The sequence below is a fragment of the Agromyces protaetiae genome, assembly GCF_030866785.1.
Taxonomy (GTDB): domain Bacteria; phylum Actinomycetota; class Actinomycetes; order Actinomycetales; family Microbacteriaceae; genus Agromyces; species Agromyces silvae.
Map to the genome: position 1 here is coordinate 2,495,004 of NZ_CP133018.1, position 12,416 is coordinate 2,507,419.

The following is a 12,416-nucleotide window of genomic DNA, read 5'->3' on the forward strand; positions in this document are numbered from 1 at the left end:
GGCCATGTCCATGCCAGCCATCTGCTCAGCCATTCGTCACTTCCAGAATGCGTGTCCAGACCACGTCGCCGTCGGGGTCGAGCCCCTCGTCGACCGCCGTCTGACGGGTACGGAGCACCGCGGCGTAGTCGCGCGGGAGCACCTTGGTGAATCGGTCGAACGCGTCGTCGCCCTCGGCGAGGAGGCGTTCGGCGACCGCGGATCCGGTGTGCGCGACGTGCTGTTCGAGCAGATCGCGGACGATCTCACGGTCGGCGCTGCCGAGCGGCAACAGCTCGAGCTCGCCGCCGGACAGCGATTCGCGGTTCACCCGGCCCTCGCGGAGGTCGAGCACGTAGGCGGTGCCGCCCGACATGCCCGCGCCGAGGTTGCGGCCGGTCTCACCGAGGATGAGCGCGAGCCCACCGGTCATGTACTCGAGGGCGTGGTCGCCGACCCCCTCGACCACCGCGGTCGCGCCCGAGTTCCGCACGAGGAACCGCTCACCGACGATGCCGCGGATGAACATCGAGCCGCGCGTCGCGCCGTACCCGATCACGTTGCCCGCGATCACATTGCGCTCGGCGACGAACCCGGCGTCGGCCGTGGGACGCACGACGATCTGTCCGCCCGAGAGCCCCTTGCCGACGTAGTCGTTCGAATCGCCCTCGAGGCGGAGGGTGATGCCGTTCGGCAGGAAGGCGCCGAACGACTGCCCTGCCGAGCCGGTGAGTGTGATGTCGATGGACCCGGTGGGCAGGCCGTGCTCGCCGAAGCGCGCGGTGACCTCGTGGCCGAGCATCGTGCCGACGGCGCGCTCCGTGTTCTTGATCGGAAGGGAGATGTGCACCGTGCCGACAGCGTCGGGCGCGGCGCCGTCGGGCGCGGCGCCGTCGGCACCGTCCGCGTCGAAGAGCAGCCGGCTGCGCTGGATGAGCGCGTTGTCGAAGTGCTCGGCGAGCTCGTGGTCCTGGGCACGGCCGTTCCGCCGCGGCTCCGTGGAGGCGAAGTCCGGGCCGACGAGCACGGGCGTCAGATCGAGGCCCGACGCCTTCCAGTGCTCGACGGCACGGTCGACATCGAGCAGCTCGCGCCGGCCGATGATCTCGTCGAGCGAGCGGTATCCGAGCTCGGCGAGGTACTCGCGCACCTCTTGCGCGATGAACTCGAAGAAGTTCACGACGAACTCGGGCTTGCCGGTGAAGCGCTTGCGCAGCTCGGGGTTCTGCGTCGCGACGCCCACGGGGCAGGTGTCGAGGTGGCAGACCCGCATCATGATGCAGCCCTCGACGACGAGCGGCGCCGTGGCGAACCCGAACTCCTCGGCCCCGAGCAGGGCGCCGATGAGCACGTCGCGGCCGGTCTTGAGCTGCCCGTCGACCTGCACCACGACCCGGTCGCGCATGCCGTTCAGCATGAGCGTCTGCTGCGTCTCGGCGAGGCCGAGCTCCCAGGGCGTGCCGGCGTGCTTCAGCGAGTTCAGGGGGCTCGCCCCCGTGCCGCCGTCGTGGCCCGAGACGAGGATCACGTCGGCGAGGGCCTTGGCGGTGCCGGCCGCGACCGCGCCGATGCCCGACTGGCTCACGAGCTTGACGTGGATCCGGGCATCGGGGTTCGCACGCTTGAGGTCGAAGATGAGCTGCTTCAGGTCCTCGATCGAGTAGATGTCATGGTGCGGGGGCGGCGAGATGAGCCCGACGCCCGCGGTCGCGTGCCGTGTGCGGGCGACCCACGGGTACACCTTCGTCGGCGGCAGCTGACCGCCCTCGCCGGGCTTGGCACCCTGCGCGAGCTTGATCTGGATGTCGTCGGCGTGCGTGAGGTACATGCTCGTCACGCCGAACCGGCCGGACGCGACCTGCTTGATCGCGCTGCGCCGCTCGGGGTCGAGCAACCGGTCGACGTCTTCGCCGCCCTCACCGGTGTTCGACTTGGCGCCGAGCCGGTTCATCGCGATCGCGAGGGTCTCGTGCGCCTCTTTCGAGATCGATCCGTAGCTCATCGCACCGGTCGAGAACCGCTTGACGATCGATTCGATCGGCTCGACCTCGTCGATCGGCACAGGCGGGCGGGCGCCCGTGCGCAGCGCGAACATGCCGCGGAGCGTCATGAGCGACTCGGCCTGCGAGTCCACGAGCGACGTGTACTCGCGGAAGATGTCGTAGCGCCGCGTGCGGGTCGAGTGCTGAAGCCGGAAGACGGTCTCGGGGTTGAACAGGTGCGGCGAGCCGTCGCGACGCCACTGGTACTCGCCGCCGGTGGCCAGGCGCTCGTGCGCGCGGACGGCGACGTCTTCGGGGTAGGCGACCTCGTGCCGGGAGAGGTTCTCGGCCGCGATCACATCGAGCCCGACACCACCGAGCTTGGAGGTGGTGCCGGTGAAGTACTCGTCGATGAACTCCTGCGAGAGTCCGACCGCCTCGAAGGCCTGGGCGCCCGCGTACGACGCGATCGTCGAGATGCCCATCTTCGACATGATCTTCAGCACGCCCTTGCCGAGCGCCTTGATCACATTGCGCACGGCGGTCTCGGGCGAGACGCCCGTGATGACCCCGGAGCGCACCAGCTCCTCGCACGTCTCCATCGCGAGGTACGGGTTGACGGCCGAGGCACCGTAGCCGACGAGCAGCGCGACGTGGTGCACCTCGCGGACGTCGCCGGCCTCGACCACGAGTCCGACCTTCATCCGGGTCTCCGACCGGATGAGGTGGTGGTGCACCGCGGACAGCATGAGCAGCGACGGGATGGGTGCGAGGTCCTTGTTGGAGTCACGGTCGCTCAGCACGATGAAGGACGCACCGGCCTCGATGGCCTCGTCGACCTCGTCGTAGAGGGCGCGCAGACGGTTGCCGAGCGCGTCGGGACCCTCGTCGAAGCGATAGAGCCCGCGCAGCGTGACCGTCGTGCGCGCGCCCGGCCTCGGGTCGATGTGCACGATCTTCGCGAGCTCGTCGTTGTCGATCACCGGGAAGTCGAGCGAGACCTGCTCGGCGTGCTCGGGACCGGCGGAGAGCAGGTTGCGCTCCGGCCCGAGCGACGTGCCCAGCGAGGTGACGACCTGCTCGCGGATCGAGTCGAGCGGCGGGTTCGTGACCTGCGCGAACTGCTGGGTGAAGTAGTCGAACAGGAGGCGCGGCCGTTCGGAGAGCACGGCGACCGGGGTGTCCGAGCCCATCGCGCCCAGCGGCTCCGCCCCGCTCTTCGCCATCGGGGCGAGCAGGATCTTCACTTCTTCTTCGGTGTAGCCGAAGGTGCGCTGGCGACGGTTCACGGAGGCCGGCGGGTGCACGATGTGCTCGCGCTCCGGAAGGTCGGCGAGGTTGATCCGCCCGTCCTCGAGCCAGTCCCCCCAGGGGGCCGATGCCGCGAGGTCGGCCTTGATCTCGTCGTCTTCGATGAGGCGCCCGGCCTCGGTGTCGACGAGGAACATACGACCCGGCTGCAGGCGGCCCTTCCGGACAACCTTGGACTGGTCGATGTCGAGCACGCCGATCTCACTCGCGAGCACGACGAGACCGTCGTCGGTCACGAGGTAGCGGCCCGGGCGGAGCCCGTTGCGGTCCAGCGTCGCACCGACGAGCGAGCCGTCGGTGAAGACGATCGCGGCGGGCCCGTCCCACGGCTCCATGAGCATCGAGTGGTACTCGTAGAACGCCCGGCGGGCGGGATCGATCTCGGTCTGGTTCTCCCACGCCTCGGGCACCATCATCATGATGGCGTGCGGCAGGCTGCGGCCCGAGAGCGTGAGCAGCTCGACCACCTCGTCGAACGAGGCCGAGTCGCTGGCCCCGGGCGTCACGATGGGCAGCAGCGGCGCGAGGTCGCCGAGCACCTCGGACTCGAGCTGCGACTGCCGCGCGCGCATCCAGTTGCGGTTGCCCTGGATCGTGTTGATCTCGCCGTTGTGCGCGATCATGCGGAACGGCTGCGCGAGCGGCCACGACGGGAAGGTGTTCGTCGAATACCGCGAGTGCACGAGCGCGAGCTTGGAGGCGAAACGCTCGTCGGAGAGGTCGGGGTAGAACGGCTCGAGCTGGAGCGTCGTGACCATGCCCTTGTAGACCATCGTGCGGCAGGACAGCGACGCGAAGTAGAGCTCGAGCTCGCGCTCGGCGCGCTTGCGGAGCCGGAAGGTGAGCCGGTCGAGGGCGATCCCGCCGATGCGGGTGCCGTCGTCGTTCTGCGCCAGCGACTGCACGTAGAGCTGTTGGACGACGGGCATGGCCGCGCGTGCGAGCGTGCCGAGCTCGTCGGGACGGACCGGCACCTCGCGCCAGCCGAGCACCTCGAGGCCCTCTTCCCGTGCGATGTGCTGCAGCTGCTGCTTGATGCGGCTGCGCCCGGTCGGGTCGACCGGCAGGAACGCATTGCCGACCGCGAACTCACCGGCTGCGGGCAGCGCGAACCCGGCCACCTCGCGGAGGAACGCGTCGGGTACCTGGGTGATGATGCCCGCGCCGTCGCCGGTGCCTGCGTCCGAGCCGATCGCGCCGCGGTGCTCGAGGTGCCGCAGCGCGTCGAGCGCGGCGGTGATGATGTCGTGCCCGGCGGTACCGCGGAGCGTGGCGACCATGGCGAGGCCGCACGCGTCTTTCTCGGCGGCGGGGTCGTACAGGCCCTGGGCAGCCGGGACGCTGCTGAACCGCGAGAAGGGTGGAGTGAGCGACACAGGGACCGTCCTCATCAACTGTAGGTGGCGGGGGACGACGTCGGCCCTTGAAGTGGGGTGGCGACGCGCAAGTGATGACGTCGCGTCGAGAGCGTGTTGCTACTCGACGGCAGACCGGCCTGGGCTTGTGGCCGCCGTGGTGCCGGGCTGGTTCTCAGCCTCGACCTCGTCGTCGAGCAAGTCGGAATCGGACTCGGAGCCTTCAGAGTCTACCTCAGCGTCGGCGCCAGGCCATTCACGGCCGGGAACGTACACGCTGGGCTCGAGTCCGGGGTGCCGGCGGCGCTGCACGATGATCAGCACGATGCCGACCACGACCGCGGCCCACGCCGCCCAGACATTGACCCGGACGCCGAGGAACATCTCGCTCGGGTCGACGCGGATCGACTCGAAGAACGAACGGCCGGCGCCGTACCAGATCAGGTAGACGGCGAACGCGCGACCCCAGCGCAGGTGGAACCGCTTCTCGAGGACGAACACGATCAGCGCGGCGCCCGCGAGGTTCCAGAGGAGCTCGTAGAGGAACGTCGGGTGGAACAGGACCCCCTCGGGCAGCCCCGCGGGATAGGCGGGGTTGCTCGACTCGATCTCGAGGCCCCACGGCAGGTCGGTGGGCAGGCCGTAGAGCTCGTGGTTGAACCAGTTGCCGATGCGGCCGACGGCCTGTGCGACCAGGAGCCCGGGCGCGAGCGCGTCGGCGAAGGAGAGGAACCGCAGACCGGTCATGCGGCAGCCGATGAACGCGCCGATGCCGCCGCCGATCAACGCGCCGAAGATCGCGTTGCCACCCTCCCAGATGTTCCAGATCGCGCCGGGCTGGAACGGATTCCAGATGTTCGCGCCCTCGTAGAAGTAGTCGCCCGGATGCGTGAACACGTGGTACAGCCGGGCCCCGAGGATTCCGAGCACCACGGCCCACAGCGAGACGTCGAACACGACGCCCGGCTCGGCGCCGCGCTTGGTGAGCCGACGCGAGGTGATGGCGATCGCGAGGATGATGCCGAGCAGGATCCACAGGGCATAGATGTGGATGTTCAGCGTCCACCCGAAGATGGGAATCTCCCAGACCTGCCAGCCGTAGTCGGGGCTCGGAATGCTGAGGGGTGCGATCACGCCGGGTGCGCCTTTCTCACAGACGGGTGGGCCGTCTCACGGGAACGAGGGCCGCTCGCGGCCCCATCGAGCGTACTTCACTCGCGGCGCGTGCCGCGCGCGAGCTCGGCCGCGAGCTCCGCGACCGCGTCGACGCCGCCGCGAGCGAGCGCGGCGACGAGCGCCGAGCCGACGATGGCGCCCTCGGCGTACTCGAGCACCTCGGCGACCTGGGCGGCCGTGGAGATGCCGATGCCGACGCACGCCGCGGGCGCGTCGGCGTCGTGCAGCCGGCGCACGAGCGTGCGTGCGGCCTGATCGACGTCGGATCGGGCGCCCGTGATCCCCATCGTGGACACCGTGTACACGAATCCGCGACTCGACTCGACCGCCAGCCTGATGCGCGCATCGCTCGATGTGGGAGCGGCCAGGAAGACCCGGTCGAGCCCTTCGCGCTCGGATGCGGCGATCCAGTCGGCGCCCTCGTCGGGGATCAGGTCGGGGGTGATCAGCCCGGCTCCCCCGGCGGCCTTGAGGTCGGCCGCGAAGCGGTCGACCCCGTACTGCACGACGGGGTTCCAATAGGTCATGATCAGCACGGGGGCATCCACCCGCTCGGTGATCCGCCGCACCGCCTCGAACCCGACCGCGAGCCGGAAGCCGTTCGCGAGCGCCTGCTGCGTCGCGGCCTGGATGACCGGCCCGTCCATGACGGGATCCGAGTACGGCAGGCCGAGCTCGAGCACGTCGACGCCCTGCTCGACGATCGCGACCGCGGCGTCGACGCTCGTGTCGAGATCGGGGAAGCCGACCGGCAGATAGCCGATGAGGGCACCCCCGGCCTCGTCATTGCGCCGTGCGATCACGGGAGCGACGGAGGTCATGCCCTGGCCTCCTCAGCCTCGTCGTCGTACAGACCGAACCACTGGGCGGCCGTGTCCATGTCTTTGTCGCCACGCCCGGAGAGGCTCACGAGGATCGTCGCGTCCGGGCCGAGCTCGTGACCGAGCTCGATCGCGCCCGCGAGTGCGTGCGCCGACTCGATCGCCGGGATGATGCCCTCGGTGCGCGTGAGCAGCCGCAGCGCCTCCATGGCGGCCGCGTCCGTCACCGGGCGGTACTCCGCGCGCCCCAGCGCAGCGAGCCACGAGTGCTCAGGACCCACCCCCGGGTAGTCGAGACCCGCCGAGATCGAGTGCGACTCGATCGTCTGGCCGTCCTCGTCTTGCAGCATCATGCTGCGTGCGCCGTGCAGCACGCCCGGCCGGCCCTTGGTGATGGTCGCCGCGTGCCGGGGCGTCTCGGCGCCCTCGCCGCCCGCCTCGAACCCGTACAGCCCGACCTCGGCGTCGTCGAGGAACGCATGGAAGATGCCGATCGCGTTCGAACCACCGCCGACGCACGCGGCGACGGCCGTGGGCAGCCCGCCGGTGAGCTCGAGCACCTGCGCCCTCGCCTCTTCACCGACGATCTTCTGGAAGTCGCGCACCATCTCGGGGAACGGATGCGGGCCCGCGACCGTGCCGAACACGTAGTTCGTGGTCGCGACGTTCGTGACCCAGTCGCGCATGGCCTCGTTGATCGCGTCCTTGAGCGTGCGCGAGCCGGCCGTGACCGCGACCACCTCGGCGCCGAGCAGCCGCATGCGGGCGACGTTCAGCGCCTGCCGCTCGGTGTCGACCTCGCCCATGTAGATCGTGCAGTCGAGGCCGAAGAGCGCGGCCGCGGTGGCCGTTGCGACGCCGTGCTGGCCCGCGCCGGTCTCCGCGATCACGCGCTGCTTGCCGATGCGCTTGGTCAGGAGCGCCTGGCCCAGCACGTTGTTGATCTTGTGCGAGCCGGTGTGGTTCAGGTCCTCGCGCTTCAGGATGATGCGCGCGCCGTTCGCATGCTCGGCGAAGCGCGGCACCTCCGTGATGATGGACGGGCGACCCGTATAGCTGCGGCCGAGCTCGGTGAGCTCGGCGGCGAACGCCGGGTCGAGTTTCGCCAGCGTGTACGCCTCGCCGAGCTCGTCGAGCGCGGCGACGAGCGACTCGGGCACGAAGCGCCCGCCGAACTCGCCGAAATAGGGACCGGACTGGTCGCGCAGAGCCATGATCACACCGCCAGGAATGCCGAGAGGTTCGCAATGGGGTCGCCCGTGACGAGCGCTTCGCCCACGAGAACCGCATCGGCGCCCGCCCGGCGATAGTGCGCCACGTCGTCGGGCGAGAGCACCGCCGATTCCGCGACGCGGATCGCGTCGTCGGGGAACCGGTCGGCGAGCCGGCCGAACAGGTCGCGGTCGAGCTCGAAGGTCGAGAGGTCGCGCGCGTTCACGCCGATGAGCTTCGCGCCGAGCGCGGCCGCACGGTCGAGCTCCTCAGCCGAATGCGTCTCGACGAGAGGCGTCATGCCGAGCTCGACGATCAGCCGGTAGAGCCGGGCGAGGGTCGCGTCGTCGAGCGCGGCGACGATGAGCAGCACCAGGTCGGCACCCGCCGCCCGTGCCTCGAACACCTGGTACGGCGTCGCGATGAAGTCCTTGCGGAGCACGGGGAGCGCGACCGCGGCCCGCACGGCCTCGAGATCGGCGAGCGAGCCGCCGAACTTGCGCCCTTCGGTGAGCACGCTGATCGCGCTCGCGCCGCCGAGCTCGTAGCTTCGTGCCAGCTCCGCCGGGTCGACGATGTCGGCCAGCGCGCCACGGGACGGGCTCGACCGCTTGATCTCGGCGATGATTTTGATGCGCTCGCCGGGTGCGAGCACCGTGAGCGCGTCGATCGCGGCCGGGCGCGCGAGCGCCGCCGCCTCGACCTCGGAGAGCGGGCGCTGGGCCTCGCGGGCGCGCGCGTCTGCGACGGCGTTCGCCGTCAGTTCGTCGAGCACGTCGGTCAGTGCACCTTCGGCGGAGCGGTCTTCACGCCGCCCACCCCGTAGCCGGCGCGCGCGAGCACCCAGCCGACCAGCAGACCCACGACGAGCAGCCCCGCGGACGCCCACACGAGCCACGGCACCTCGAACCAGAACGCGAAGGTCCCGAGCGTGAAGGCGACCAGCATGATCGTGACGGCCGTCCATGCCGCGGGCGAGTGTCCGTGGCCGGGTTCGTCGGTCTCAGTGCTCATGTCGCTCCTTATGTTGCGGGGGTCGGCAGCCAGTCTAGCGGTCGCGAGGATGCGGCTCCGTGCGCCGGCCTCGGGAGCGCGCCGCTCAGCGGGTCGGGTCGTCGCCCCGGCTGAGATCGTCCCAGTCGTCGATGGCCCGGTCGGATGCCCCGTGCTGATCGCTCGCGGGCGCGGGGTCGTCGCCCGCCGGATCGGCATCGGCCGCACCCTCGCCCCGCGCGCCTCCGGCTCCCGGCGCATCCGGCCCGGACGCCTCGGCGAACCGGGCGCGTCGCGCGTCGCGGTACCGCCGCGACGACGCGGGCCAGGCCAGGCCGGTCGCGAGGACGAGCACGCCCGCCGCGACCACCAGGATTCCGCCGGCGATCGCGACGACCGGCCAGAAGGTCGATTCGGCCGACGCCACGAGCTCGGCGGTGGGCCCGGCACCGGCCACCCCCGTGGCATCCGTCACCGCGGGTCCGACCGCGGCCGTCGGATCGCCGAGCGTGACCCAGGAGGCCAGCACCACGCACCCTCCGAGCAGCACGCCGAGCACGCCGAGCACCATGCGGATGCCGGGACCGGCGATCGCCAGCGCGCCGCCGAGCGCGAGCGCAGCCAGGCCGAGGGCCGCGACCGCCGGCGAGGCGATCTGGCCGGCGACCGCGATCGGCTCGCCGCCCCCGCTGCCCGCCCCGGCGCCCGCCGTCAGCACGAGATCGAACCAGGTCTGGCTCCACGCCAGCAGTGCGAGTCCGCCGCCGACGATCGCGAGCAGGATCGCCGGCAGCTTCATCCGGGTGCGACGCACTCAGCCAACCCTTCGCATCGCGTTGGCGACGGCGACCGCGCGGAGCGGCGCCGCAGCCTTGTTCCGCGACTCCTCGTATTCCGACTCGGGATCCGAGTCGGCGACGAGCCCCCCACCGGCCTGCACCCGGGCGACGCCGCCGGAGATCGTGGCGGTGCGGATCGCGATGGCGAGATCGGCGTCGCCGCCGAAGCCGAAGTAGCCGACCACTCCCCCGTACACCCCGCGCTGCGCGGGTTCGAGCTCGTCGATGATCTCGAGCGCGCGCGGCTTCGGCGCGCCCGACAGCGTGCCGGCCGGGAAGGTCGCCCGGAACACATCGATCGCGTTCCGCCCGCCCGAGAGGTCACCCTGGACCGACGACACGAGGTGCATGATGTGGCTGAACCGCTCGACCCGCATGAACTCGGTCACCTCGACCGTGCCCGCCTCGCACACCTTCGCGAGGTCGTTGCGGGCGAGATCGACGAGCATGAGGTGCTCGGCCTGCTCCTTGGGGTCGTCGACGAGCTCGGCCTCGAGGTCGGCGTCGGCCTCAGGCGTCGCCCCACGCGGCTTCGAACCCGCGATCGGGTGCGTGTAGACGCGTCCGTCCTCGACCTTCACGAGCGCCTCGGGCGAGGACCCGACGATCCAGTACGGCTCACCGTCGGTGTCCTCGAGGTGCAGCAGATACATGTACGGGCTCGGGTTGAGGCTGCGCAGCACGCGGTACACGTCGATCGGGTGCGCGGTCGACTCCTGCTCGAAGCGCTGCGAGATCACCACCTGGAAGATGTCGCCCTCGCGGATGTACTCCTTCGAGCGTTCCACGGCCGCGAGGAAGTCCGCCTTCTCGGTCCGGTGCCGTGGCGTACCCGTCGCCGAGAGGTCGATCTCCGCGAGCCAGGCCTCGGCCGGCGCGGCGAGCGCCGCCTGCATGCGGTCGAGGCGCCGTTGCGCATCCGCCCACAGCCCCGAGGCATCCTGCTCGCCGTCATTCAGCGCCGACGCGACCAGCTGGACCGTTCCCGTGCGGTGATCGATGACCACGAGCTCGGAGACGAACGTGAACGCCTGACCGGGCACCGCGAAGTCGGCCGGCGGCCGGTTCGGCAGATGCTCGATCTGCCGGATGGCGTCCCAGCCGATGAACCCGACGAGCCCGCCGGTCAGCGGCGGCGCGCCCGGCACGTCGGCGGTCGCCCAGCGCTCATAGAGCGCCTCGAGCGCGGCGAGCGGCGCGAGATCGGATGCCTCGCCGAGGGCGCGCGCCGCGGACAGGCCGTGATCCTGCCAGACCACGCGGCCGTCGCGCTCGGTGAGCACGCCGTACGAGGCGACGCCGACGAACGAATAGCGCGACCAGATGCCACCCTGCTCGGCGGACTCGAGCAGGAACGTTCCGGGCCGACCCGCCGCCAGTTTGCGATAGATGCCGACCGGCGTCTCGCCGTCGGCGAAGAGCTCGCGGACCACCGGAACCACCCTGCGGCCCTCGAGGAGCGCACCGAAGTCCTCGAACCTGGTGGTGGCGGACGTGGCGGTCATCGGGGCTCCAGTCGGTCGGTTGCGGTACGGGTCGTCAGTCGGTCTCGGCGGGGTCGCCCTGCGCGACGCGAAGCCGGTCGGCGTCGAAACAGGTGCGGGTGCCGGTGTGGCAGGCCGCGCCGATCTGCTCGACGCGCACCAGCAGCGTATCGGCGTCGCAGTCCAGCGCCGCGCTCTTCACGTACTGCGCGTGGCCGGACGTGTCGCCCTTGCGCCAGTACTCCTGTCGCGAACGGGACCAGAACGTGACGCGACCCTCGGTCAGCGTGCGCCGCATGGCCTCGCGGTCCATCCAGCCGAGCATGAGCACCTCGCCCGTGTCCCACTGCTGGATGATCGCGGGCAGCAGCCCGTCGGCGTTGAACGCCGCGCGATCGATCGCGGTCTCGTCGGGCGACCAGGGCTCCCGGTCGCGCTCGAGCTCCTCGTCGCCGGGATCCGGCGAGGCATCCGTGGCGCGTGCGCCAGTGGCATCCGTCATCGCACGACCCTCCCATCGGCGGCGAGCGCCCGCTTGACGTCGGCGATGGTCATCTCGCCGAGGTGGAACACCGATGCCGCGAGCACCGCGTCGGCGCCGGCCGCGACGGCCGGCGCGAAGTGCTCGACGGCGCCGGCGCCGCCCGAGGCGATGACGGGCACGCTCGCGAGCTCGTGCATGAGCGACGTGAGCTCGAGGTCGAAGCCCTGCTTGGTGCCGTCGGCGTCGATCGAGTTCACGAGCAGCTCGCCCGCTCCCAGCTCCACGGCCCGGCGCGCCCACGCGAGGGCGTCCAGATCGGTCTCGGTGCGCCCGCCGTGGGTCGTGACGACGAAGCCGGACTCGGTGCGTTCCGAGCGCTTCACGTCGAGCGAGAGCACGACGACCTGCGCGCCGAACCGGTCGGCGATCTCGGCGATCAGCTCGGGCCTCGCGATCGCCGCGCTGTTCACGCCGATCTTGTCGGCGCCGTGACCGAGCAGCCGCGCGACGTCTTCGGCGCTGCGCACGCCGCCGCCGACCGTGAGCGGGATGAACACCTGCTCGGCGACGCGCTGCACCATGTCGTAGGTCGTCGAGCGGTCGTCGACCGTCGCGGTCACGTCGAGGAAGGTGAGCTCGTCGGCGCCCTGCGCCGAGTACCGGGCCGCGAGCTCGACGGGATCGCCGGCATCGCGCAGGTTCTGGAAGTTCACGCCCTTCACGACGCGCCCCGCGGCGACGTCGAGGCACGGGATCACCCGGATCGCGAGCGACATCGCC

The 12,416-nt window shown here is 70.9% G+C and carries 10 protein-coding genes; all 10 read right to left on the reverse strand.

Annotation, left to right across the window (positions count from 1 at the left end; genetic code table 11):
• Positions 1 to 25: 25 nt before the first annotated feature.
• Complete coding sequence (gene gltB / locus QU602_RS11490; protein WP_308796593.1) at positions 26 to 4,663, reverse strand: glutamate synthase large subunit; 4,638 nt, start codon at positions 4,661 to 4,663, stop codon at positions 26 to 28.
• 84 nt (positions 4,664 to 4,747) lie between these two features.
• Complete coding sequence (gene lgt / locus QU602_RS11495) at positions 4,748 to 5,761, reverse strand: prolipoprotein diacylglyceryl transferase (protein ID WP_373692803.1); 1,014 nt, start codon at positions 5,759 to 5,761, stop codon at positions 4,748 to 4,750.
• A gap of 77 nt (positions 5,762 to 5,838) precedes the next feature.
• On the reverse strand, positions 5,839 to 6,624 hold the full coding sequence (gene trpA, locus QU602_RS11500) for a tryptophan synthase subunit alpha (protein WP_308796594.1): 786 nt from the start codon (positions 6,622 to 6,624) through the stop codon (positions 5,839 to 5,841).
• Positions 6,621 to 7,838: a tryptophan synthase subunit beta gene (trpB, locus tag QU602_RS11505; protein ID WP_308796595.1), complete on the reverse strand. Its 1,218-nt coding sequence runs from the start codon at positions 7,836 to 7,838 to the stop codon at positions 6,621 to 6,623. Before trpB ends, trpA begins: the two co-directional genes overlap by 4 nt.
• 2 nt (positions 7,839 to 7,840) lie before the next feature.
• Positions 7,841 to 8,611: an indole-3-glycerol phosphate synthase TrpC gene (trpC, locus tag QU602_RS11510; RefSeq protein ID WP_308796596.1), complete on the reverse strand. Its 771-nt coding sequence runs from the start codon at positions 8,609 to 8,611 to the stop codon at positions 7,841 to 7,843.
• A 5-nt stretch (positions 8,612 to 8,616) separates the two neighbouring features.
• Positions 8,617 to 8,850 carry a DUF6704 family protein gene (locus tag QU602_RS11515; RefSeq protein ID WP_308796597.1) on the reverse strand — a complete coding sequence of 78 codons (234 nt, stop codon included), beginning with the start codon at positions 8,848 to 8,850 and terminating at the stop codon, positions 8,617 to 8,619.
• A gap of 85 nt (positions 8,851 to 8,935) precedes the next feature.
• A complete protein-coding gene (locus QU602_RS11520; protein WP_308796598.1) occupies positions 8,936 to 9,643 on the reverse strand; it encodes a Trp biosynthesis-associated membrane protein in 708 nt (235 codons plus the stop codon).
• Positions 9,644 to 11,173: an anthranilate synthase component I gene (locus QU602_RS11525; RefSeq protein WP_308796599.1), complete on the reverse strand. Its 1,530-nt coding sequence runs from the start codon at positions 11,171 to 11,173 to the stop codon at positions 9,644 to 9,646.
• Between the two features lie 34 nt (positions 11,174 to 11,207).
• On the reverse strand, positions 11,208 to 11,654 hold the full coding sequence (gene hisI, locus QU602_RS11530; protein ID WP_308796600.1) for a phosphoribosyl-AMP cyclohydrolase: 447 nt from the start codon (positions 11,652 to 11,654) through the stop codon (positions 11,208 to 11,210).
• A complete protein-coding gene (gene hisF / locus QU602_RS11535; RefSeq protein ID WP_308796601.1) occupies positions 11,651 to 12,412 on the reverse strand; it encodes an imidazole glycerol phosphate synthase subunit HisF in 762 nt (253 codons plus the stop codon). The genes hisI and hisF overlap by 4 nt, the downstream gene beginning before the upstream one ends.
• Between the last annotated feature and the right edge of the window lie 4 nt (positions 12,413 to 12,416).

Excerpts from the sequence above, each read along its gene's own strand:
- gltB (WP_308796593.1), bottom strand. The coding sequence starts at position 4,663 with ATGAGGACGGTCCCTGTGTCGCTCACTCCACCCTTCTCGCGGTTCAGC.
- trpA (WP_308796594.1), bottom strand. The coding sequence starts at position 6,624 with ATGACCTCCGTCGCTCCCGTGATCGCACGGCGCAATGACGAGGCCGGG.
- trpB (WP_308796595.1), bottom strand. The coding sequence starts at position 7,838 with ATGGCTCTGCGCGACCAGTCCGGTCCCTATTTCGGCGAGTTCGGCGGG.
- QU602_RS11515 (WP_308796597.1), bottom strand. The coding sequence starts at position 8,850 with ATGAGCACTGAGACCGACGAACCCGGCCACGGACACTCGCCCGCGGCA.
- QU602_RS11525 (WP_308796599.1), bottom strand. The coding sequence starts at position 11,173 with ATGACCGCCACGTCCGCCACCACCAGGTTCGAGGACTTCGGTGCGCTC.
- hisI (WP_308796600.1), bottom strand. The coding sequence starts at position 11,654 with ATGACGGATGCCACTGGCGCACGCGCCACGGATGCCTCGCCGGATCCC.
- hisF (WP_308796601.1), bottom strand. The coding sequence starts at position 12,412 with ATGTCGCTCGCGATCCGGGTGATCCCGTGCCTCGACGTCGCCGCGGGG.